Origin of the sequence: Bacillus sp. B1(2022), assembly GCF_040259625.1 — a bacterium.
GTDB lineage: Bacteria > Bacillota > Bacilli > Bacillales > Bacillaceae > Bacillus > Bacillus velezensis.
Window position 1 is genome coordinate 52,450 of the sequence record NZ_JANIFO010000008.1, and the last position, 20,654, is coordinate 73,103.

Genomic DNA, 20,654 nt, shown 5'->3' on the forward strand with positions numbered 1-20,654 from the left:
GCGATCCTAAGCAACCGTATGTCAAGCTCTGTCTCAGCAGCAGACCGTTGTTCCTCAATGCATTTTAGCAGAATGTCTCAGTATGCATCCTTTTTTGTTCCCAACCATGCCGCTTTTCCTATGACTTAATTGTGTTAATTGACAACTCGTATTTCTTGGCAAGGTTCTTCTATTTCATGCCTTACGCACTCCTTATACTCCTTGGTGTGCTTTTCAGCCACCAATATTCACCGCCGCCTCTTGTATTGGAGATTCCGAAATGAATTCACCCTCGCAGAATAGTTTCTCCAGTTAGGAAAACACCTAAAATGAATAAAATTAAATGTAAGGGCAATAATTTTTCGTGAGCAAGTACACATAAAACCTCTTACTTGCTCTTTTATTTTTGATAAAACACAATCCAGGGTGATAACATGAGATTTGCTTGGGAAGAATTAATTATAATTGCATTCGGAATGATTTTACTGAGAATTTCAGGGAGAAAATCCATTGCACAAATGACCATTGCACAGACAATGGTCATGATTTCAATCGGTACGATTATCGTTCACCCCATTTTAGAAACCAGTTTATTGAAAACATTAATCGCTGCGTCTATCCTTTTTAGCGCTTTGATTTTGATGGAATGGTTTCAAGTAAAAGTAAACTGGATTGAATCTTTTTTAACTGGAAAATCTAAATTCGTTATAGAAGACGGCCAACTCAATATAGAAAACTTAAAGAAGCTGAGACTGACAGCAGATCAACTCGAAATGCGTTTAAGACTTCTTGGCATTTCAAACATAAACACAATTAAATATGCCACTTTAGAAGCTAATGGACAATTAGGTTACGAATTAAAAGATGACTGTAAGCCTTTAACCATCAAAGACCTTAAAAATGTGATCGATCCAAAATGTCTTAACAAAGAGCCTCAGCCTCAAAAAGATGATCAAGCCAATATATTCAAGGAAATCAAAAAACACCAGACTCAGCACAAGCCAAAAAATCTTGAATAATTCGCTGATTAGTAAAGCCTTTTGTTATTCAAAACCGAAGCCGAATCAGACCGTTAACCGCCATTTTTTACCGAAACCGGTTTACAAGAAACAAAAAAAGCATCTGAAGCAGATGCCTTTTTTAAATTGATATTGCGACGATGAAAAGAGTCGGCAACCCCCGTATTTTTCGAGAGGTCCTTGTATGCGCCTGAATATGCTTTTCAGCCGCCTATATCCACCGCCGCCCTTAGCCATAATGTTAGTCAGTTTGTTTTTATAAAATCATTGATTAATTGATCAGTCGTTAATATTGTGGCAAATTCATCATGCAATGTTGCCAGAGATATATTGTGAATAGTCTCTGCATCATAATATGTATCATTTTGATCTCTCATTCCGAAGGCTGCTGTTGCATCTGAAATCAGGTATGTATCAAATCCTAAATTACCGCTCATCCTTGTGGTTGTTGAAACACAGTGCGGCGTAGTCAAGCCAGTGATTACGACAGTTGTTATATCATTTGCTTTTAAAAGCTCTTCTAGATTAGTCCCAATAAAGCTGCTGTTTACTTTTTTGGTTATAATGACTTCTTTTTCCATAGGTTTAACGATTTCCTTTATAGCAACCCCCTCATTTTTTGGATAAAATAAAGAACCAGGTTTATCAGAAGTATGTTGTATGTATATGACTGTCCATCCTTTTTCTCTCCATAATTTCAGTATTTTGCTGATATTTTCTTCCGCCTTTACGTTATTTCGTTCTCCCCACTTTTTATCATCAAAGGCTTTTTGTACATCCACAATGATTAAAGCTTTTTTCTTTTCTGCCATCAGATAACCTCCTATATTGAAAATTCGTATTTATAACATTTTAAATAAAGATTTTACTTTTGTACAATTGTTTCAGTGTTAAATTTCATATCGCACCTTCCCCGTTGGAAAAGCATTGAAATATCTAAAGCTAGCACTCACTCAAAAGCTGCAGATCACCAGAGGCCAGCAATATTCAACTCTTTTTCTCTATATACTTATCAATATCCTGAAATAAGCCGCAACAGTGAATGAAAAGATTGCCCCTAACTAAATTCACGCTCGCAAAATATTAACAAAAAAACCCTTGGTTATTTTTGTATTGTATGTAATAATACAAGTGTATTAAAAAACAAAGGAGTGTTCAAAATGAAATTAAAAAAAGTTTTAACTGGTTCTGCCTTGTCTCTCGCTTTACTCGTTTCCGCTGCCCCTGCTTTTGCATCTAGCCCTGGTCATACAAATAGCGACTCAACTCAAACAAAAATTTCGACACAAGCGACCAAAGATTCTTTTACAATGGATTACCTTCATAGATGGGATATCCCAAATACAACTGTTAAGAATGGTGTTACATATTACCTTAAGAAAGTAGAGATAATCGAAGGGTTCTATCGCGCAACTTTTGAAGGATGGATTAATTAAAAGAAGGGGCTTTCCCTTCTTTTCACTCTCATTTGTAAGGATCCGTGCACAAGATACTCGTTCACGTACATATAGTCCGGGACGGTTTTTCGGCAAAAAAAGTGGATGCCTCATCACTCAATTTGTTTCTTTTCAAACAATGAAAATAATAAATGAAAGAGGATGCCTCGCAAAAAGTTCAGCAAACTTTCGGAAGCATCCTCGATCTGGATAAAATAAGATGTTATTTTAAAGAAAAACGGGTGACTAACCCTCTTGAACCCTTGTCACATCAAGGTTTTTTTTCGTTTTAGGAATCATATTATAAATAATATTCAAAAGGACGGCGGTAAAGCTTCCGGCGACGATTCCGTTTGTGGTCAGTAGATTTAAGTAAGACGGCAGGTGCTTAAACATATCGGGAACGACGGTTACACCGAGTCCCAATCCGACCGAACACGCGACAATCAGAAGGTTTTCCTGCTTTTTAAAGTCAATTTGACTGAGCATTTTAATGCCGTAGGAGATGACCATGCCGAACATGGCCACCATCGCGCCTCCCAGTACGGAAGACGGGATGATGGTCGTGAAGGCTGCGATTTTCGGAAAAAGGCCGAAGAGCATTAAAAGTGCGCCCGTGACACCGATAACCGCGTTTTTCTTAATTCCCGTCAGCTGCACGAGGCCGACGTTTTGGGAATAAGCCGTGTACGGAAAAGCATTAAAAATGCCGCTGATGAATACCGCCAGGCCTTCCGCACGGTAGCCTTTTGCTAAATCACGTTCAGACAGGCGCCGGTTTGTCAGGTCACCGAGAGCGAAATAGACGCCGGTTGACTCAACAAGGCTGACAATGGCAACGATGGACATCGTAATAATCGGTGCCGCATGAAATGTCGGCGCCCCGAAGTAAAACGGTTTAATCATTTGAATTGCGTCAGCATTCGCCACATTGTCAAATTGCACTTTTCCCATAAAATATGCGATGGCCGTCCCGATGACAATGCCGATTAAAATCGAAATGGATTTCAAAAATCCTTTTGTAAACCGATAAAGCAGCACGATGATGACGAGCACCGTAAATCCGAGGGCAAGGTTAGCCGGATCACCGAAATCCTTGCTGCCTTCCCCGCCGGCAATATGATTCATCGCGACCGGCATTAAGGTCATCCCGATAATCGTCACGACAGATCCGGTTACGACAGGCGGGAAAAAGGATACGAGCTTGCCGAAGAAAAACGACAGCAGAATGACAAGCAGACCCGATGCCAAAATGCTTCCGTAAATGGCTGAAATCCCGTACTCCTTACCGATGGAAATAATCGGCGCTACCGCGGTGAACGTACAGCCGAGCACAACGGGCAAGCCGATGCCGAAACATTTATTCCTCCATACTTGAAGCAGCGTAGCCGCCCCGCACATAAAAATGTCAATTGATACGAGATATGTCAGCTGTCCTGCGTTCAGTCCCAATGCCGCTCCTACAATTAAGGGAACGACGACGGCGCCGGCATACATGGCAAGCACGTGCTGGATACCGAGTGAAAGTGTTTTGGCATAGCCGTTTTTCATGAACGGACCTCCTGTACAAATGTCACTTTTCCGTCTTCAAGCGATTGAATTCTCGCCAATGATTCGACCCGGCATCCTTTTTTCACCAGCTCATCTCTTCCCGGCTGAAATGACTTTTCAATGACGATTCCGATCCCGCAAACCGCTGCGCCTGCTTGTTTTACGATGGATAAAAGTCCTTCTGCCGCCTGTCCGTTCGCTAAAAAGTCGTCAATGATTAACACGCGGTCATCTTTCGACAGATGATTTCCGGAGACAGCAATCTGACTTTCTGTTTTTTTCGTGAAAGAATAGACGGATGCCGTCAGCAGATCATCCGTTAATGTGAGAGACTTCCTTTTTCTCGCAAAGATGACGGGAACGCCGAGTTCAAGGCCGGCCATCACCGCAGGGGCAATGCCCGAAGATTCAATTGTGACGATTTTGGTTATCTCGTCTTTTTCAAAACGGCGCGCAAATTCCCGGCCGATCTGCTGCATGAGAACCGGATCAATTTGATGGTTTAAAAAAGAATCCACTTTCAGCACTTGATCAGAAAGAACAATTCCGTCTTCTGCTATTTTTCGTTTTAATGCTTCCACAATGATTACCCCCGCTTATAAAAAATAAAAAAAGCATTGCCCGCTCTCCAAAAAAAGAGCAAGCAATGCCGAATGATCTACACGCAACGGCCGAATAAAGCCGTTCCATTGCTCACTCATAGTCGGACATTTACGGTGACCGGTAGAAACTTGCGTGCCATATCCACGCGATTATATGAGTGTTCGTATGATATTAATCAAATTATAACAAGATACACTTCTTTTGCATAGTGAAATTTGAATATTTCCGAACTTTTACAAAGAATTGGTTTTCGATTATTCGTGTTTTTAGAATTTTTAGAAAAACACCCGGTGTATACCGGGCGTTTCGTTTATAAATATAAATTTGAATATTTGCCGACGAGATACTCAATGAGATATTGAACGTTCAGCTCTTCTCCCGTTGCATCTTTTATGATGTCAAGCGGCATTTTGCGTCTTCCGTGCTGATGAACCTTTTCTGTCAGCCATTGTTTGATCGGCTCAAAATCGCCCCGTTCTATTAATTGGTCAAATTCAGGCAGATCGTCAAGCATGGTATGCTTCAGCTGTGCCGCATACATATATCCGAGCGCATAGGAAGGGAAATAGCCGAAATCGCCGCCCGCCCAATGTACGTCCTGCAAAATGCCTTTTGCGTCAGATGGCGGCGTAATGCCTAAATAATCATGATATTTTTGATTCCACAATGCAGGCAGTTCTTCCACTGTCACTTCATTGCTGAAAATCGCTTTTTCAATTTCATAACGGATAATAATATGAAGCGGATATGTCAGCTCATCGGCTTCAATTCGGATAAATGTCGGTTTCGCCTCATTTACGGCGCGTACTAAGTCCTCTCTTTTCACATCTTGAAATTGATCAGGCGAAGCCTCAACCATTTTTTCATAATAGGCGGTCCAGAAATGTTGATTTCTGGCGATAAAGTTTTCATAAAATAACGATTGGGATTCATGAATTCCCATGGATGCACCGTCAGATAAGTTCGTTCCGCTCAACGCTTCGTCAATATTCTGCTCGTAGATCGCATGCCCGCATTCATGAATCGTTCCGAAAATCGCCGTGCGGAAATCGTTTTCGTCATATCTGGTCGTCACCCGCACATCGCCCCGGTTGATTGTCGTCGCAAACGGATGCACCGTCTCGTCCAGGCGGCCGCCGTCAAAATCATACCCGAACTCTTTTAAGAAATACAAGGAGAGGTCTCTTTGTTGTTCTTTCGAAAACGTTTTCGTTATAAAGGAAGTGTCCGGTTTATTGCCGGATTCCGTCACTTTTTTGATAAGCGGAATAATCGCTTCCTTCAATTCAGAAAACAGCTGATCCAGCACCTTTACCGTAACACCCGGTTCGAAAATATCGAGCAATGCGTTGTATGGATGATCTTCATAGCCCCAATACGAAATAAACCGCTTATTAAAATCAATCAGCTTCTCAAGGTACGGAGCAAACATAGAAAAATCAGAGGCAGCCTTTGCATCCTCCCAAGCCGTTTCAGCTTTCGATGTTAAAATGACATATTCTTTATACTCATCTTCAGGAATTTTTTTATTATGATCATAATCTTTTTTCGCAAGTTCCGCCGCTTTCACTGTATCTTCAGGCAGCTCTTCTGCATGCGCGAGAAGGATGTCGATCAGCTCTTTCATCCGGTCGGATGTCTGGATTTGAAAAACGTCAGCCGACAGCTGTCCGATGCTTTCCGCCCGGTCATCAGAGCCTTTTTTTGGGGCTCCCGTTCTTAAGTCCCAATGCATAAGTGCAATGGCTTCGACATAGTGGGATACTCTTTTTAACAGATCAAAAAACTCTTTTTCATATGTATGTAAATCCATATCCGTTCCCCTCCCTTTTCACTATCAATTACAGGCTAATGGAATGCCGTGATAAAGTCAACTTCCCGGATTTAAAAAAGCCGCAGGATAAGAATCCTGCAGCTTTTGTTTTTATACGATTTTCGGTGTAACAGGCAAGATCTTTTTGACTTCGGCCAAGACCCGTTCACTTTCTCCGCCCGCATAAATGGATATGGTTCCGCTGTCCTGATTAGAACGGATGAGGCGGCCGATTCCCTGCCGGACTCTCAAGAGCATGTACGGCAGATCAACTTCCTCAAACGGATCTTTTTTCGCTCCGTTCCGCTTTGCGGTAAACACGGGATCATGAGGCGGATACGGCAACGCCCAAATGGTCACATTCCGGAGCGAGTCACCGGGAATGTCAAGACCTTCCCATAAGTGGACGGAACAAAGCACGGATTCTTCATCCCGCTGGAATTTTTCGACCAGACTGCTGATTTCTTCATCACCTTCGTAGTATATCGGATACGGCAGCTCCCACGCGGCAGCCTGTTCTTTAAATTCCTTCATGTCTTCAAAGGAAGGGAAAAGAACGAGGGTGCGTCCTTCATTCTTCTTAATGGTTTCAATCGTTTCGGCTGTTTTCTGCTCAGACGTCATGTCACCGTGAAGCGCAACAGACATTTGCTCCTCATAATCGTACGGAGATTCAACGGTGAATGATAAAGGATCACGGATTCCGAGGCTGTCAGCGATATAATCAAATGAACCGCCCTCAGAAAGAGTGGCCGATGAGAAGATATAAGGAATCTTTTTAGAAAAGACCTTTTCTCCCAAAACTTCGGCTACAGTTCTCGGCATAACGACAAACGTTGAGTCTGTATCCCGCGTTTCAAGCCAGCTGATGGCATCCTTTTGATACAGCGACAGCGAATATGCCATTTGTTCGACGTATTCTTCTACGACTGACAGCTCGTACTTATCGATCGTATACATTTCCGATTCAAATACGAGCGCCTCCCCGATTTTATCGAGCAGACGGCACAGTTCGTCAGCCGCACGCTTAACACGCTGATCGTTTTGGATGTCCAATCGGTGAGAGCCTGCGATTTCCTTCGATTCCTCTGACAGCACATAGAAAAACTCATCGTTTGCGGCAAGGGCATCTTCAATCAGTTCGGCGAATTCCTCTCTGATATCATTTTGAAGCAGACGCTCTAAAAACAGCTCAAGCGTCGACTGCTTCACGCGATACGTTAACGCTTTTTGCGCGGCGAATTCCAGCAGATGTCCTTCATCAAACACGACGGCGCTGTGATCCGGCAAAAGCGGCAGCTGTCCTTCCCTTTTGCGTGATTCTTCCGTCCATACATGCTCCATGTAGAAATCATGGGAGCAAACAATCAGATCCGTTGATTTTCTGTAATGATCTCTCGAAAGTGTTAAACCGCATCTATGTCTCATATCACAAGTTAAACAATCTTGGAAGGAATCATAGCTGACGCCTGCCCACTCTTCATTCGTCAAATCAGCGTACTGTTTGCGGTCGCCGTACGGATAAAAGCGCTGCATCGCTTGTGATTCGTGTACGAATGAAGGCAGCGACTCATAAAGATCCAGCCACTTTTCATCATCAGAACGCTGCATCGTTTTCTCAAGCTTTTTCAGACACAGATACTGCTCATGGGATTTGGACAGCCGTGTATCAATCTGCAGATCCAAATGTTCTGTCAGCTTGGAAATGTCGCCTTCTTTTTTGACAAGCTGTTCAATTAACGTTTCATCGGCGCATGCGATAATGGCCGGTTTACCCGTATATCTGGCATAGCTGATGGCAAACAGCAGATACACCAGCGTTTTCCCCGTACCGACTCCTGCCTCAGCGAACATGACTTTTTTCTCTTTAAATGCCCGTTCAAGCTGAAACGCCATAAATACCTGCTCATCCCGAAGGTCAAAGCCTTTCTCGGGAAGGATATCGTAAAACACGTCACCAATCCAATTGTTCAATTCTTCGTAAAAATTCTTTTCTTTTGTTAAAGCAAAAGGCAAACGTGATGTTGTCACCCAACTCCAACCCCTAACTATTCGGCATTCAGACCATCTATAATATCATTTAACCCTTTTCAATACAACAAAAAAACTTGGCCTCGCCAAGTTTTTGCCATTATCATTTCCGGTTAATGATATGTGTACATAGGAACGGATGGTCTGTTGAATGTGTATGTTTTACCGCATTTTCAAGTTCTTCCTGTGCGTGTGTCATGGCGGAAGGACCGAACTCCGCTCCGGCTTCCTCCAGCCGGAAAGCAGTTGCGTCTAACGCCTTTTGTATTTTACTGAAGTGCTCGCTGTTCAGCATAAAATAGATCACCTCTCAAATAGAAATAATCATCATTCTATGCCGATGCTTCACTTTCTATACATGCCATTCTGAATGATCCGCACCTGACCTGCACAAACTACAACAGATATTCGATCGAATATCCATCTTCACAAAATTATTCTATCCGGGAGTGATGGTTACATGAGTTATAAAGATCGATTAGATCAGCATTCTGAATTGTTTCATCACAATTGGACGCGGCCGAAACGCTCTAAATCGCAAGTGAACGGCCACACCGAAATGTCCAAGACCAACATTATTTTACGGAGCAACGCAAAAGCGCACCGCTGGTAATGGCAGAATAAAACGTAAAGATGCCGGAGAAGACGCTGTTTCAGGCGTCTTCTCTTTGTTGCGGCTTTTTCCGCTGCGGCCGCACTTTAGCCCAGTACTGATAATAATCCGTTTTGATAAAACCGTTAAAGAGCTTCCGTTTTTTGGTTGCTTTTCTTCCGTAGACCTCTTCAAATTGTTCATTTGACGTTAACATGTAGACAGACCATGTATCAAGAGATTCAAATGCCCGGCCCATTTCTTTATACATCTGCTCGACTTCCCTTTTTTCGCCGAGCCGTTCGCCGTACGGAGGGTTTCCGACGATTACGCCGTATTCGAGTTTCGTCGTAAAATCCTGCACCCGCATTTGTTTGCATTCGATCAGGTCACCAAGTCCCGCTTCTTCTGCGTTTTCTTTGGCGATGTTTACCATCCGGTGATCCACGTCACTGGCAAAGATCTGCAGCGGCTGATCATAGTTAGCCTTTTCTTCCACTTCAAGACGCGCCTTGTCCCACAGTTCTTTTCCGATCCATTCCCAGTCTTCTGAAACAAAATCACGGTTAAAACCGGGAGCAATGTTTTGCCCGATTAAAGCGGCTTCGATGGCGATCGTGCCGGAACCGCAGAACGGATCAACGAACGGACGGTCAGGCGTCCAGTTGGTTAACTGAATTAACGCGGCAGCGAGCGTCTCTTTAATCGGAGCTCCTCCCTGATCAACCCTGTATCCTCTTTTGTGAAGGCCTGTTCCTGATGAATCCAGTGTAAGTACGGCTTTATCTTTTAAAAGGGAAATCTCCACCTTATACTCAGGGCCCGTTTCTTCAATCCATTCATTTTGTTTTCCTGATTGCAGTTTCAGCTTTTCCGCTATCGCCTTTTTGACGATCCGCTGGCAGTCAGGCACACTGGCAAGCACTGATTTCACGGACTTTCCGGTAACGGGGAACTTTGCGTTTTCCGGGATGTACGCGCGCCAGTCAATCGCTTTTGTTTTTTCAAACAGCTCATCAAACGTTTTCGCCTGAAACTCGGCGACCTGTACTTTGATGCGGTCAGCCGTCCGCAGCCATAAGTTAGCGCGGCAGATCGCAAGCGCATCTCCTTCAAAAATGACTTTTCCGTTGTCTACTTTGCATTCATAACCTAAATCACGCACTTCTTTGGCGACGATCGCTTCGATTCCCATCGGCGCCGTCGCTATTAGTGTGTACTTCTTCATCGTATCACCCTGTCTCTTTTAAGCTTTCGTTTCATTCAAGATAAAAGCTCCCCTTTAAAGGAGAGCTCTAATTTGTCATATCAATAATGTTTAACGTTCTGTAAGCCATGTTTTGTTCCGTCGTACTGCAATCGGCTCATCACCTCGTACTCAGGCGGCAATCATCTATCTACAGAAAGCATTCTGTCCTTCTATCTGTTCAATTCCTTCAAGAAGGTTCCCCTACCAAAATTTGGGTTTCTCGCTCGAGGGGTTTACCGCGTTCCACTCTCACCATTTCTGATGAGACTTCGTCACTGTGGCACTTTCAAGGATACTCAGCCATATCCGGAGACGTAGGCTTTTTTCCTGCCGTCAGCCTATCAAGGCTGCCCTAGCTTATTTCTTCGCTAGGCACGAACACTACGGGCATCTCAGCACCGTGCGAGCATGGACTTTCCTCTACAGATTCAAAGATCTGCAGCGATTACCCGAACGTTAAGAACACTTGTTCATTATAAAGCAACTTGTCTCATTTGACAAGTGCATCTGCCCTATTCGTCATAAAGTTTGCTTCCGAATACATGTTTCTCAAGGTTGGACAGCCTTTTCAGAATGTCAAAGTTGGTCGTATTGGACTGCACCGGCTGTTTTTTGCTTGCTTCTTCAAGCTGTTTTTTCAGCTGCAGATTTTCTTGCTGCAATTCTTCAATTTCTTGATGAAAGGTTTCATAATCCTTAATAATCATATCTAAAAATTTGTCAACGTCTTCTTGTCTGTAACCTCTAACGCCTGTTTTAAATTCTTTTTCCAAAATGTCTTTCGCAGAAAGCTTTACTTTATCAGCAAGCATCTTTTTCACCTCATATCGTGAATCATCATGTTATATTTTATTCAGAAACACGTCCCGTTGTCAAATATTCTCTGACGTGTTATGTAAAGAAATCTTCTTCTTCAACGGCGGCACGGAGATCATCCATCGTAATCGAATAAATCGGATATCCGTCTGTTTCACGGCGTTTTTCTGCCTGCTGCAGCATATATTTCGGCGATCCTTCCATTTCAGGATCATATAAAAGCAAAAGCGCATCTGACTTTTCAATAAAGAACGCGTTTTTCTGCCGGAATTGGAGCGGACTTTCGTACGGCCGATGCGTCAGGCTCTCCTCATAATCTGCCTGAGCAAGCACCGCTTCATACATTTCTTTATTCGGTTCCTTCCACTTTTCTTCTTGACCGTAGAAAGGCGTGATAACGGCAACCTTTAATTCCGGATACTCTTCTCTGAGATCGTATGCCGTTTCAGCCGCCCAAAGCTCAGTCCCCAGCTGTCCGGATATGAGAATCCATTCCAAGCCTTCGTCAATAAAGCTTCTGAGTCTGGTTTCTATCGCCTTTTTTATATAAACAAGGGCCTGGTCATCCTGTTTAAAAATCCCGAGTTCAAACGGCTTGTATCCTGTTACGGCTAATACTTTCAATTGATCACCTGCTTAAAAAATGGGGCTCCCCATCGGGCCCCATTTTGATTTGCTGATATCCTAACCGATCTTGCTTAAGCGTTCAATACTAATGATCGCAGCAAGGGCTTCCGCACTGAAAATGCTGGTGAGTTGTCGGGTCAACATTTGAAAAAGTGTGCGGATAGTAATGAACGTGCTCAAAGTTGTGGTGATTTACGTTAGTTGTATGTTGCGGATGAATATGCGGCACAACTGTGTTAGAAAAACAATGGTGTTCACAGCAATGAGTCGGATGGACAATCGGCGGCATCACGTTTGGTCTGCAACAATGATGATGAAACATGCTAAATCCCCTCTCCATTAACTTTTATTACACTGTTAGGTTATGAAGAAAAGAGGGTGCATGTTCTAATTCAATCACCCAATTTAAAAGTGCGTCAGCAAGCTGTCTTTAAAATTCGAAAATACAAACGCAATCAAAAAAACCACGACAAAGAACAAGTAAAAAACACCTTTATACATACCAACTCTCCCCTATAAATAACTAACGCTATTTTACAAGATGCGGCACCATTCTACAACAAAATCGATGCGGATTCAGAAAAAAATATTTTTGGCGAAACAGCTCGGCTTTTGCGCTTTCCCGGGCAATATTTCAAGAGGAATATTTCCTCTTGAGCCGGGCAATTCTCACATGGAGCTTCTCAGCTTCTTTTTCCGATATTTCCCCGTCTTCTGCCGCCTGCTGCGCGGCCTGCAGAGCTTTTTTGTAATCTTTTGCGTGATGCTCAAAATAGATCGCCAGCTCTACCGCTGATTGGTGTCTGCATATGTGAAGATCAGAGCCCGTCAGTTTCTCCCAAAGGGGCACGGCGTCTTGCCTGCGGTTTTGTTTTTTATAAAGCATTGCTAAGTCAAAAAGGGCCCGATCTGAATCTTCAAAGGCTTTGCCTTGCAGCGCTTCCAGCTGTGAAACAGCCCGATCGGTTTCTTTATGAGCGATAAACCATTTCGCCATGGCGTATGCTTCCTGACGTTCTGACGTCTGATCAGAAGATGCAAAGATCTTTTTTGACATATGGATGTAAAGAGCGATGAGGGAAAGCACATCTTGTTCATTATGCGAGAGCACTCCCTTTAAAAGAGCCGGATCCTCCGCCTTTAAAAATTGAAAATACAGCATCGGCGCCAAATAACCAGGGGTGTCTTCGTCCCTTTTAAAAGCAAGCTCTTCATTTTCAACCGCCGAAAGCGATACACGCTCTAATTTATGTTTCCAAAGCCGTCTCGCCCCGTGCAGAAGATCAAAGTGACCGAAGTCAGGAAGTTTCGGAAGCCTGTCCCGGAGCAATGTATGCCTAGTTTTTACCTGCGGCCAGTCAAAGGCTTTTCCGTTATACGTAACAAGGGACGTAATGTCAACCTCACTTAAAAAGCTTTTGTAAAGAGCCGTCTCGTTTCCCGGTTTAGGAAGCAGATGCTGTTTAACCGCGACACGGTCTTCATACACTCTTGCATGACCGAGCAAAAAGATCATATTGCCGGCCCCGCCGCCGAGGCCGGTCGTTTCAGTATCAAAGAAGAACAGCTGGCTTTTTTCGTATCCTTCTGCTGATAAAGTATGTGTCAATCCGCCTTTATTCCATAATGCCATGACGTCATCAAGTTCACTGAAGCTGTACCGTCCGTGGCGGTGCGAAAGCGGATAGACGGTTTCGCGGATAAGACAGTATTCATCCTCAAAAAAGAAAGGCTTCACTCCGAATGCCTCCCATTCTTCTCTAAATGGGACTTGAATATCCGGGACCGAAAGTTGTGAAGCTGCCGGCTTTTTTTCAGCTTCCGGCACATTCAGGTGGTTTTTCATCCGCTTTAATTTATTTTTCAAGGACATCTTTCGTCCCCCTTTTCTTTTACACGTAATTCAAGAGCCGGAGTATCGCTTTCTTTGCATCTATTCCTTCTATTTCGGAGCCGATGCAGGAAGGACATCCGTCTTGACATGGACATTGTCTGATCAGGCGCTCAGCCCCTTCATTGATTTCATCAAATCGCTTATATACTTCATCGGCAAGTCCGATTCCGCCCGGATAATGATCATACAGAAAGATTGTCGGAAGTCCGGTATGTGCGGCTTTGATTTGCGGCACGACATGCACGTCATTTCGGTCGCACATGACGTATACAGGCACGATATGCTGCAGGACGTGGGCAATACCTAAAAGCAGCTGTTCAAGCGTTTTTTCGCCGATCTCCGAATCCGTCTCTTTCAATTCAAGCCAGGCAGCACTGGTATGCAGTTCTTCTTCTGGAAGATGAATCGGCCCTGATCCTATATTTTCAAATGTCGTCATTTTAATTTTAATTAAACTACTCACTTACCCACCGATTATATAATTACACCCTTCTTTTTCAGATTCAAGGGTGTATGTGTGTCTGCGGCTTACACGGCCCCCTATCTTAGATATTCTTTTTCATTCCACACCGCCGGCACTCCCGAAGAAACTTCCCGCTCTTAACCGAGCTTTTGAACAGCGTATAGTCGCAGTTATCACATCGTCCTGCTCGCTTGTCCGGGAATTCCTTGTATTCGTAAGTGATCGACGTATCAATACCGTTAGTCTCAAATTTTTCTTCCATTTTCGATCTTCCTCCGTGTCCTTCATCGTTGTCAGAACGATTATATCACGAAATTACAACAGTACAGCAGTCGATCTGGATCAGGTATACACTCTTTGCCAGCAAACTTTTCGTTACTTAATCCAGTATTTGAGCTGGTTTCCCTCAGCTGCCCATTTGATCATACGCGCCCGTTCGTCAGAAGTTAATGCCGTCCAGTATCTCGCTTTTATTTTCATCGACGTACCCTCTTTTTCAGCTTCTCGCCAATCATAAAATTTAATTGCTCAAGCTCCGCAGTAGCTTTGTCGATAAAATCGAAACCACCTTCATATCTTAACGGCCAAATAATTCCGTGGATGGCGGCCGCAGCACTCTGCAGCTCGATCAACCGCTCAACAGAACGCCTTGAAATAAGTTCCAGCTCAATATCCGTTTTAATCTGGCTGATTCGCAAAAAGAGGTTTGTTTTAAAAGTCACGGAAAACCACTCCTTTAATTTGTTAATCTTAATATACACCATTTTTGTATTTATGTAAATAAGTAAATACAAAAATACAAAATAAAAAAAGAACCCAACTTTTAGTCAGGTTCCTTAATCTTCTTTAAGCAGCTCCCGATATTTCTCAGCCTTTTCATAATGCTCAGGGTAAGCTTGTTTATAAAGACGGAGCATTTCTTCAAACAACTCCCGTTGCCCTTCAAATTTCGTAGATGTTGCAACAAGCGCATCAGCCTGCAACTTGGTCTCGGCTTGAAGTCGAGTATTATATGCGATCATCTTTTCAAATTGCTTAGGACGTCCTTTTGCCAATATGTAACCCCCCCAGTTGTGTATAGTATGCTGATTATAATTTATCACAATTTTGTAAATAAGTAAATACTTAAATAAGAAAAATATATTTTCGATTTGTTTTAGCAAGGGGGTTCTTAAAGTCGAAAAGTTGAAGTGCACAGGAGAGAGCAGTAATAACCCCCCCCTAAAGAAATACACATATAATATATAAATAATAAACATATTATATTTTATTTATATTATTATATTCATACTTATTTTTTATTTATTATTACGTAGTAATAGCCTAATTACGACGACAACCGTGACCCTACTGAAGGCTTCGTTTGCTGTGCGGCCTTTTGTCTGGTGGCTACCTCGCTTAAAAAAGCCTCCACATTTTTTGACTGGAACACGCGAAACCCTGCAGTTTTAATCGGATATTTGTGATCCGTGATGATCCAAACATAAGGAAATGGTGCCTTTTCTTTATGAAAAGGGAGCAGCTGCCAAGCACCTGATTGATAATACTTTGAGTATCTAGCCATTTTTTCGTTCATTATTTTTTGTGTGTAGTGTGTACGTTGAACTTCTACAAACCACACTGAACCACGCCACATAACACAGACGTCTGGTCGGACATGTTCTGTATAACCAGGCTCAACGTGGAAGAATTTTAGGTCTCCGCCGTCACGCTTTAATTGCAGATAAAAATCAGCTATAGACAAGAAATGGTCAACTTTTTGCCCACCGGTTTTAATCCTGGAGGGCTTCGGAAAGTAAACATAAGGTTTCCTGTTTTGGTCTGCTTCAATGTAGCCCCGGTCCCTCAGTCGTTTCAATGCGAAATTGACATTAGTGACTGGACTTTTTGTGTGGCTATAAAACATTTCGGCCAGTTGATCGCGGTCAAGTGCTCTAAAGCTTTCTAAAGCCTCTATTATGCTTTTGTCCCGTGCTTTCATTATTCAATCCACCTTCCAAAGATTTGATCACTTTCTTCTTCAGCCATGGTTAAATCGTCATCCGATACATGTTTAGCGGTTTCCGGCGCTACTTTGAACGGCTCTAACAGTTTCTGCGCCTCCTCCAGAGTTAAAAACGGTGCCTGCACCTCTGTCATGTCTCCCTCAATATCCATATAGAACCTGCCGGGAACCGGGAGTTTTTCGGCTCCTGGTGTGCTGAGCACCCTTGCCTCTATCGCGTCCCGGACACGGAAGCCCATTGCCACATTAAGGTTGGCTCTAACCGTTGTATCAATAACCTTGGCTACCGGCCGCTGCATTGACAAGATAACAAAAATGCCCAGCGCGCGACCTAATGAGGTCAGATCTATAAGCTGATCCATTATTCTCTGATTCTTACTGAGCTTTATCACTTCATCAATACACAACACAATATAGGGTTTTCTTTTATCAGATGGCAGCTTATCTATATGTTCCACTGAAAAAGCATCCAATAGGTCACTTCTTTTATCCATCTCGGCGCTTATATGCTCAATCATCCGCCCTATGTCCTTTTCTTGAACAAGATTGGCTTTAACGTGCTCCACATTACGGAATAAGTGAAATTCTGCTTTTTTACAATCTCCGAGGTACAGTTCTAACTCCTCTGGCTTCTTGCTTAGAATCATCGTTGTTAAGAGCTGACGCAGTTGTGTTGATTTACCCCAGCCCGTGCGACCTCCTATGAGGATATGGGGGTTAACAGTCATGTCGTATGCAATAATTTTGCCGTGCCTGTCGGCCCCACATAAAGCAGGTAATTTCAGTGTTTTGACCGCTGGTAGCATAATCGATGGATCGTACGCAACGATTTCCTTCATTTCTTGGGAGTACACGTACAATACAAACCTTTTCATGTCCCCTTTTAATTCAAGATTACGGCCGAAAACCTGTTGGAACACAAATTCTTTCTTTATTACATCCTTAGGATCCATTCCGTTCAGCAAAGTAAATACATAACGAATATGACTATCGGTAAGTTGAACATCGTGAATTTTAGGGTAGCGGCGTGCTTCATTACCGTTCGACAATTTTCTGCTAATAAACAGGCCGGCAGCTCCCAAAGCATATTTCAACCTTTGTTTTGCCCGGTATCTTTGGACGAGTCCAGGCATGACTTACAGACCCATCACAAAACGCAGTAAAAGGAAAAAGTACGAGGCCGGTAAGCCTATTTTTAACAGACCATTTACAAAAGTAGCGACGTACTCAAACGGCCCGCCCCACATTTTTGATTCCATCCATGCAGCCCCGATGCATACAAGCCCTACTCCGCCTACTAACGCGTAAGCTCCAAACATGACCGGCTCCATAGAGAAAACTCCTGACCAACTAAAGTTAACTCCCAACATATCGACCACTTCCTTACTAGAGTATTTACATGCGTTACAACTAAAGAACAGCCTACTAAAGTAAACCAACCTAGAACAGCGCCACACCAAACAACTAAAAAATTGTTAGGAGAGGAAGGAGTGAAGAATGAACGAATGACGAAACGACGATCGGCAGCCTGCATTAGAGTATAAGCGCGGACTTAAATAAAAATGCAAGTCCACTTAAATAAAAAGGAAAAATAATAACTATTGTTGAAACTGTAGTAGAGGTGAGAGCATGAAAATGAAATCTAATCTGAGGAAGATCTTAGAGGAGGATGGTCGTTCTCAAAAATTCCTTGCTTCCAAAATCGGCATAAGTGAGACATCATTTTCTGCATTGAAAAACGGGAAGAGTCTTCCTACCCTCCCCGTAGCATACAAGCTTGCCAAGCTCTTAAACAGATCAATTGAAGATATCTGGTTTTTCGACAACGATTATGATAAAAAATAAAAAAACCTGCTCTTCAGCAGGTTTCGTTATGCAGTAGCTCCTCGAGATGCTACTACAATGCCGGAATCAGCGTTTACACTATGTGTAGCTCCGCGCGATGCAATTTTGTTTTCCTGTTGCTTAGGAACAAACACGTAACCCGCTGATACAATTAGTACCGCCGCCAAAACACTTACAACCGCTTTTTTCATAACGCCGTCTCTCCCCTGTGTTCACTTCAGAATGCTCCTTGTTGCGTTAATTGATTTCTCGTAGTACTTAACGCTCTTTTCGAAATCTTTTTTGTGCTTGTAGAAGTGGGCGATATCGAGCGCCAAGGCTTCTACGTCTACAAAAGATTTCTTCTTTTCTAACAATTGGATACATTCTGTTACCTTCTTATTATCCTCTAAAACGTACAATGAATGCAACGTTTTAAATTTTAAAAAGAAGATTTTTTTATCAGCTTCTGTTGACTTCAGAAAACCTTCCTGAAGCCGTTCTAGCGCTTCCTTTACTTGTCCAAGTTTAAAGTAACTCCTTGCTGCTTCGTAAACACAATGCAGGTAAGCGAATGGCGCGTTCTCTTTTAACTCGTCAATGGCGAGAGCTTGTTCTATGTAAAGAACAGCATCATTCAGTTTGTTTTCCTTAATTTTCATGTAACCTAAGTTAAATACGGATAATCCGAAAATGTAACGATCTTCAAGAGACTGGGACATTTGAGCGCACTCGGTTAAAAGAGCTTCTGCTTTAGCGAATTCCATCTCATCAATATAGTTAAGGGCAAGTGCAATACTGCAAGTCAAACGGCGGCGGCTATAATCTCGATGCTTACAAAAAATTCGAAGTGCTTGGTTGAGGTGGTTCTCTGACAATATTGTGGATTTCATGTGGTAATAAGTTGTCCCTATTCGATAATGAAACTCGGCGATCTCCAGCTCATCGTCTATGCAATTCAGCTTCGATTCTGCTGCTTTGAAAAAGTCAATGGCGTTACTGTTGTGGCTGCTGTGGGCTTCGTATATACCCTTGAAGAAGTAGTAATAATACTCGAGAACGCCGTCAATACTGCTATTTTCCTGAACCGGCTCCGGAAGGTCAATGTTCTCATCCATTCTTTGGAGTAACATTCTGTGCTTTAATTGTATTAATTGACAATAAAGGATCACTGACTCGTTGTCTTCCATATCCGGGAGCATACGTTCAGAGTCTTCCTTTAATGTTAACGCAGCTTGTATTTCACCTTTCATAATCGCAGAATACCAGTTATTTAAAACATTAACGACTTCTTCAGACGCTATTTTATGTTTCACGCAATTTCCCCCCTGCAGTAATTTCCCCAGTAGTCGACACACTTTTCTACATTTTTAGCTTTCATTTTACAGAAAATATGGAAATTAGACAATCCAAGAAATGCAATATTTCTTATTTTCTGATAAATAATGTCGAATTACCTACCGCTTCTCCGATTTTAACAGAACGAACGTTCCCAATCAATAAAGCGGAGTCAATAACTGGAGACCTTAAATTGAATTTATTGGATAACCTATGTTCATTCTAAACCATTTTTGTAATGAAGTAAATACTTAAATACAAAAATAATGATTTATTCGAATAACGCTTTGAACTGCTCCATCATCTTACCTTTGCTTGTCCGCCTCTTAATTTCAATGGCAGCCTGGCGGAAACCCGTATAGAGATACTTATCGAAATTTTTAATTCCCCCACGTTTCGCTTTCATAATTGTTGCATGCCAAACTTGAGTAAAACAGATTGCATGGTCTTCTAAAAGGATATTGCGGTCTACGCTTGCTTTTGCCCGTAGCAATACACCGTAATACTTGTATATCTCATCTGCTTCAAAATAACGGCTCATTGCAGTATAGATGACCTCGGGAATAGTGTTTTTTAGTGCTTCAGCCGGGATTACTGCCGTATCAAGATTTTGATAATTGAATTGTTTAGTAGGATTCGATGGTTCATTTTTCAATTTCGGATCTGGACCCCTTGTCCCGCTTGGCTCTTCGCTTTCCTGACGGCTGGTCATTATCGACTGGTCATTATTGTTTTTAGAAGCTGTTCCGACTGGTAGGACAACAAGAATATTCGCACCATGGCCTCCATTCACTTTTCGAGTAGTTGCTACTTTCTTTATAATCTCCAGCTTGACTAATTTGTTCAGCGCGCGGCGGGCTGTCTTTACCGATTTCCCAATTAGCTCTGCTAATGTCTCAGCTTTCAAATGAGCGGCTCCGGAAAATTTAACAGCATACCGAGCAATTTTTTTAAGAGTCAGCCTTTCCGTTTCGTTTAAATCAAATGAATTGCGTTTAATATGCTCATAAACCGCACGGTTTAATGCTTGTGTTGAATCAAAAGATTGATACTCTGCGAGATAATGCATTGATTACGCCTCCCGTAATTTACGTTTAACGTAATTGTAATTACACTAAACGTAATTGTCAATTACGTATTGCGTAATTTCCCGGAATAAATTACACTAAATGTAATCGACACTGTGGAGGTGCTGAAAAAGTGAGGCTTCGTTTAAAAGAAATACTCAAAGATCGAAACATCGAACAAAAGGACCTTGCCGCAAAGACTGGGCTCTCGGAAAGAACGATTAGCGTACTCTGCAATAATAAAGTCAAGCGCTGCCCAATGGACGCACTCGAACGGATCGTCCTTGTACTCGACATTACTGACGCGAATGAACTAATTGACCTCCGGAGCTGATGTTGCTTGAGTC

At 42.6% G+C, this 20,654-nt stretch carries 25 protein-coding genes, 1 other RNA gene, 2 pseudogenes and 1 riboswitch; of the genes and pseudogenes, 5 read left to right on the top strand and 23 right to left on the bottom strand.

Going from position 1 to position 20,654, the window contains the following annotated elements:
* Nucleotides 1-413 precede the first annotated feature (413 nt).
* Nucleotides 414-998 (top strand): DUF421 domain-containing protein, encoded by a 585-nt coding sequence (locus tag NQS30_RS14525; protein WP_025284908.1) that lies wholly within the window; start codon nucleotides 414-416, stop codon nucleotides 996-998.
* A gap of 245 nt (nucleotides 999-1,243) precedes the next feature.
* Here NQS30_RS14525 and NQS30_RS14530 read toward each other — a convergent pair whose 3' ends face one another.
* Nucleotides 1,244-1,810, bottom strand: coding sequence for a cysteine hydrolase family protein (locus NQS30_RS14530; protein ID WP_012117823.1), 567 nt, complete (start codon nucleotides 1,808-1,810; stop codon nucleotides 1,244-1,246).
* Between the two features lie 348 nt (nucleotides 1,811-2,158).
* Here NQS30_RS14530 and NQS30_RS14535 point away from each other — a divergent pair, with 348 nt between their 5' ends.
* Entirely contained in the window at nucleotides 2,159-2,434 is a 276-nt protein-coding gene (locus NQS30_RS14535) for a hypothetical protein (RefSeq protein ID WP_015417694.1), read from the top strand.
* 246 nt (nucleotides 2,435-2,680) lie between these two features.
* Here the strand turns inward: NQS30_RS14535 and pbuX are convergent, their stop codons facing one another.
* The 5 genes from pbuX to NQS30_RS14560 form a co-directional block, all read right to left on the bottom strand.
* Nucleotides 2,681-3,985, bottom strand: a complete 1,305-nt coding sequence (gene pbuX, locus NQS30_RS14540) for a xanthine permease PbuX (RefSeq protein WP_218791239.1) — start codon at nucleotides 3,983-3,985, stop codon at nucleotides 2,681-2,683.
* On the bottom strand, nucleotides 3,982-4,566 hold the full coding sequence (gene xpt, locus NQS30_RS14545) for a xanthine phosphoribosyltransferase (RefSeq protein WP_015240076.1): 585 nt from the start codon (nucleotides 4,564-4,566) through the stop codon (nucleotides 3,982-3,984). Before xpt ends, pbuX begins: the two co-directional genes overlap by 4 nt.
* 99 nt (nucleotides 4,567-4,665) lie before the next feature.
* A riboswitch (purine riboswitch) is annotated at nucleotides 4,666-4,765 on the bottom strand.
* A 133-nt stretch (nucleotides 4,766-4,898) separates the two neighbouring features.
* Complete coding sequence (locus NQS30_RS14550; protein ID WP_218791240.1) at nucleotides 4,899-6,401, bottom strand: carboxypeptidase M32; 1,503 nt, start codon at nucleotides 6,399-6,401, stop codon at nucleotides 4,899-4,901.
* A gap of 111 nt (nucleotides 6,402-6,512) precedes the next feature.
* The gene (locus NQS30_RS14555; protein WP_012117827.1) at nucleotides 6,513-8,432 is read right to left on the bottom strand and encodes an ATP-dependent DNA helicase; all 1,920 of its coding nucleotides are present in this window, start codon (nucleotides 8,430-8,432) and stop codon (nucleotides 6,513-6,515) included.
* A gap of 103 nt (nucleotides 8,433-8,535) precedes the next feature.
* Entirely contained in the window at nucleotides 8,536-8,727 is a 192-nt protein-coding gene (locus NQS30_RS14560; protein ID WP_003153550.1) for a hypothetical protein, read from the bottom strand.
* Between the two features lie 165 nt (nucleotides 8,728-8,892).
* Between NQS30_RS14560 and NQS30_RS14565 the strand changes: the two genes are divergently transcribed.
* Entirely contained in the window at nucleotides 8,893-9,045 is a 153-nt protein-coding gene (locus tag NQS30_RS14565; protein ID WP_169510007.1) for a YpzG family protein, read from the top strand.
* Between the two features lie 40 nt (nucleotides 9,046-9,085).
* Here the strand turns inward: NQS30_RS14565 and NQS30_RS14570 are convergent, their stop codons facing one another.
* The 14 genes and pseudogenes from NQS30_RS14570 to NQS30_RS14635 form a co-directional block, all read right to left on the bottom strand.
* Nucleotides 9,086-10,252: a THUMP domain-containing class I SAM-dependent RNA methyltransferase gene (locus NQS30_RS14570; protein ID WP_015240079.1), complete on the bottom strand. Its 1,167-nt coding sequence runs from the start codon at nucleotides 10,250-10,252 to the stop codon at nucleotides 9,086-9,088.
* A 96-nt stretch (nucleotides 10,253-10,348) separates the two neighbouring features.
* Nucleotides 10,349-10,730, bottom strand: an RNA gene (rnpB, locus tag NQS30_RS14575) — RNase P RNA component class B.
* 55 nt (nucleotides 10,731-10,785) lie between these two features.
* Nucleotides 10,786-11,085 (bottom strand): cell division regulator GpsB, encoded by a 300-nt coding sequence (gene gpsB / locus NQS30_RS14580; RefSeq protein WP_003153541.1) that lies wholly within the window; start codon nucleotides 11,083-11,085, stop codon nucleotides 10,786-10,788.
* A 79-nt stretch (nucleotides 11,086-11,164) separates the two neighbouring features.
* Nucleotides 11,165-11,713: an SLOG family protein gene (locus NQS30_RS14585; RefSeq protein ID WP_012117830.1), complete on the bottom strand. Its 549-nt coding sequence runs from the start codon at nucleotides 11,711-11,713 to the stop codon at nucleotides 11,165-11,167.
* 88 nt (nucleotides 11,714-11,801) lie between these two features.
* The gene (gene cotD / locus NQS30_RS14590) at nucleotides 11,802-12,038 is read right to left on the bottom strand and encodes a spore coat protein CotD (RefSeq protein ID WP_003153539.1); all 237 of its coding nucleotides are present in this window, start codon (nucleotides 12,036-12,038) and stop codon (nucleotides 11,802-11,804) included.
* A gap of 83 nt (nucleotides 12,039-12,121) precedes the next feature.
* Nucleotides 12,122-12,229 (bottom strand): annotated as a pseudogene (locus NQS30_RS14595) (hypothetical protein); the annotation flags it as partial.
* A gap of 121 nt (nucleotides 12,230-12,350) precedes the next feature.
* Entirely contained in the window at nucleotides 12,351-13,589 is a 1,239-nt protein-coding gene (locus tag NQS30_RS14600) for a ribonuclease H-like domain-containing protein (RefSeq protein WP_012117831.1), read from the bottom strand.
* Nucleotides 13,590-13,608: 19 nt separating this feature from the next.
* Nucleotides 13,609-14,058, bottom strand: a pseudogene (locus NQS30_RS14605) (Zn-binding domain-containing protein); the annotation flags it as partial.
* 97 nt (nucleotides 14,059-14,155) lie between these two features.
* Nucleotides 14,156-14,335 (bottom strand): DUF8096 family protein, encoded by a 180-nt coding sequence (locus NQS30_RS14610; protein WP_218791241.1) that lies wholly within the window; start codon nucleotides 14,333-14,335, stop codon nucleotides 14,156-14,158.
* Nucleotides 14,336-14,549: 214 nt separating this feature from the next.
* Nucleotides 14,550-14,795 carry a hypothetical protein gene (locus NQS30_RS14615; RefSeq protein ID WP_218791242.1) on the bottom strand — a complete coding sequence of 82 codons (246 nt, stop codon included), beginning with the start codon at nucleotides 14,793-14,795 and terminating at the stop codon, nucleotides 14,550-14,552.
* 114 nt (nucleotides 14,796-14,909) lie between these two features.
* Complete coding sequence (locus NQS30_RS14620) at nucleotides 14,910-15,128, bottom strand: hypothetical protein (protein WP_218791243.1); 219 nt, start codon at nucleotides 15,126-15,128, stop codon at nucleotides 14,910-14,912.
* 272 nt (nucleotides 15,129-15,400) lie between these two features.
* Nucleotides 15,401-16,054 carry a replication-relaxation family protein gene (locus NQS30_RS14625; RefSeq protein WP_218791244.1) on the bottom strand — a complete coding sequence of 218 codons (654 nt, stop codon included), beginning with the start codon at nucleotides 16,052-16,054 and terminating at the stop codon, nucleotides 15,401-15,403.
* Nucleotides 16,054-17,211 carry an FtsK/SpoIIIE domain-containing protein gene (locus NQS30_RS14630; protein ID WP_218791245.1) on the bottom strand — a complete coding sequence of 386 codons (1,158 nt, stop codon included), beginning with the start codon at nucleotides 17,209-17,211 and terminating at the stop codon, nucleotides 16,054-16,056. The genes NQS30_RS14625 and NQS30_RS14630 overlap by 1 nt, the downstream gene beginning before the upstream one ends.
* A 3-nt stretch (nucleotides 17,212-17,214) precedes the next feature.
* Complete coding sequence (locus NQS30_RS14635; protein ID WP_218791246.1) at nucleotides 17,215-17,409, bottom strand: hypothetical protein; 195 nt, start codon at nucleotides 17,407-17,409, stop codon at nucleotides 17,215-17,217.
* 298 nt (nucleotides 17,410-17,707) lie between these two features.
* On the opposite strand from NQS30_RS14635, the gene NQS30_RS14640 reads away from it, so the two are divergent.
* The gene (locus NQS30_RS14640) at nucleotides 17,708-17,923 is read left to right on the top strand and encodes a helix-turn-helix transcriptional regulator (RefSeq protein ID WP_218791247.1); all 216 of its coding nucleotides are present in this window, start codon (nucleotides 17,708-17,710) and stop codon (nucleotides 17,921-17,923) included.
* Nucleotides 17,924-17,949: 26 nt separating this feature from the next.
* On the opposite strand, the gene NQS30_RS14645 is transcribed toward NQS30_RS14640, so the two are convergent.
* The 3 genes from NQS30_RS14645 to NQS30_RS14655 form a co-directional block, all read right to left on the bottom strand.
* Complete coding sequence (locus NQS30_RS14645) at nucleotides 17,950-18,114, bottom strand: hypothetical protein (protein ID WP_218791248.1); 165 nt, start codon at nucleotides 18,112-18,114, stop codon at nucleotides 17,950-17,952.
* Between the two features lie 21 nt (nucleotides 18,115-18,135).
* The gene (locus NQS30_RS14650; RefSeq protein ID WP_218791249.1) at nucleotides 18,136-19,218 is read right to left on the bottom strand and encodes a response regulator aspartate phosphatase; all 1,083 of its coding nucleotides are present in this window, start codon (nucleotides 19,216-19,218) and stop codon (nucleotides 18,136-18,138) included.
* A gap of 293 nt (nucleotides 19,219-19,511) precedes the next feature.
* Entirely contained in the window at nucleotides 19,512-20,309 is a 798-nt protein-coding gene (locus NQS30_RS14655; RefSeq protein WP_218791250.1) for a helix-turn-helix domain-containing protein, read from the bottom strand.
* 131 nt (nucleotides 20,310-20,440) lie between these two features.
* Between NQS30_RS14655 and NQS30_RS14660 the strand changes: the two genes are divergently transcribed.
* Nucleotides 20,441-20,641: a helix-turn-helix domain-containing protein gene (locus tag NQS30_RS14660; RefSeq protein WP_232603426.1), complete on the top strand. Its 201-nt coding sequence runs from the start codon at nucleotides 20,441-20,443 to the stop codon at nucleotides 20,639-20,641.
* The last annotated feature ends 13 nt before the right edge of the window (nucleotides 20,642-20,654 follow it).

What these genes read in the sequence shown, in the direction of transcription:
- NQS30_RS14525 (WP_025284908.1), top strand. Translation starts at nt 414, where the DNA reads ATGAGATTTGCTTGGGAAGAATTAATTATAATTGCATTCGGAATGATT.
- NQS30_RS14530 (WP_012117823.1), bottom strand. Translation starts at nt 1,810, where the DNA reads ATGGCAGAAAAGAAAAAAGCTTTAATCATTGTGGATGTACAAAAAGCC.
- NQS30_RS14535 (WP_015417694.1), top strand. Translation starts at nt 2,159, where the DNA reads ATGAAATTAAAAAAAGTTTTAACTGGTTCTGCCTTGTCTCTCGCTTTA.
- pbuX (WP_218791239.1), bottom strand. Translation starts at nt 3,985, where the DNA reads ATGAAAAACGGCTATGCCAAAACACTTTCACTCGGTATCCAGCACGTG.
- NQS30_RS14550 (WP_218791240.1), bottom strand. Translation starts at nt 6,401, where the DNA reads ATGGATTTACATACATATGAAAAAGAGTTTTTTGATCTGTTAAAAAGA.
- NQS30_RS14560 (WP_003153550.1), bottom strand. Translation starts at nt 8,727, where the DNA reads ATGCTGAACAGCGAGCACTTCAGTAAAATACAAAAGGCGTTAGACGCA.
- NQS30_RS14565 (WP_169510007.1), top strand. Translation starts at nt 8,893, where the DNA reads ATGAGTTATAAAGATCGATTAGATCAGCATTCTGAATTGTTTCATCAC.
- NQS30_RS14570 (WP_015240079.1), bottom strand. Translation starts at nt 10,252, where the DNA reads ATGAAGAAGTACACACTAATAGCGACGGCGCCGATGGGAATCGAAGCG.
- gpsB (WP_003153541.1), bottom strand. Translation starts at nt 11,085, where the DNA reads ATGCTTGCTGATAAAGTAAAGCTTTCTGCGAAAGACATTTTGGAAAAA.
- cotD (WP_003153539.1), bottom strand. Translation starts at nt 12,038, where the DNA reads ATGTTTCATCATCATTGTTGCAGACCAAACGTGATGCCGCCGATTGTC.
- NQS30_RS14600 (WP_012117831.1), bottom strand. Translation starts at nt 13,589, where the DNA reads ATGTCCTTGAAAAATAAATTAAAGCGGATGAAAAACCACCTGAATGTG.
- NQS30_RS14610 (WP_218791241.1), bottom strand. Translation starts at nt 14,335, where the DNA reads ATGGAAGAAAAATTTGAGACTAACGGTATTGATACGTCGATCACTTAC.
- NQS30_RS14625 (WP_218791244.1), bottom strand. Translation starts at nt 16,054, where the DNA reads ATGAAAGCACGGGACAAAAGCATAATAGAGGCTTTAGAAAGCTTTAGA.
- NQS30_RS14630 (WP_218791245.1), bottom strand. Translation starts at nt 17,211, where the DNA reads ATGCCTGGACTCGTCCAAAGATACCGGGCAAAACAAAGGTTGAAATAT.
- NQS30_RS14635 (WP_218791246.1), bottom strand. Translation starts at nt 17,409, where the DNA reads ATGGAGCCGGTCATGTTTGGAGCTTACGCGTTAGTAGGCGGAGTAGGG.
- NQS30_RS14640 (WP_218791247.1), top strand. Translation starts at nt 17,708, where the DNA reads ATGAAAATGAAATCTAATCTGAGGAAGATCTTAGAGGAGGATGGTCGT.
- NQS30_RS14645 (WP_218791248.1), bottom strand. Translation starts at nt 18,114, where the DNA reads ATGAAAAAAGCGGTTGTAAGTGTTTTGGCGGCGGTACTAATTGTATCA.
- NQS30_RS14655 (WP_218791250.1), bottom strand. Translation starts at nt 20,309, where the DNA reads ATGCATTATCTCGCAGAGTATCAATCTTTTGATTCAACACAAGCATTA.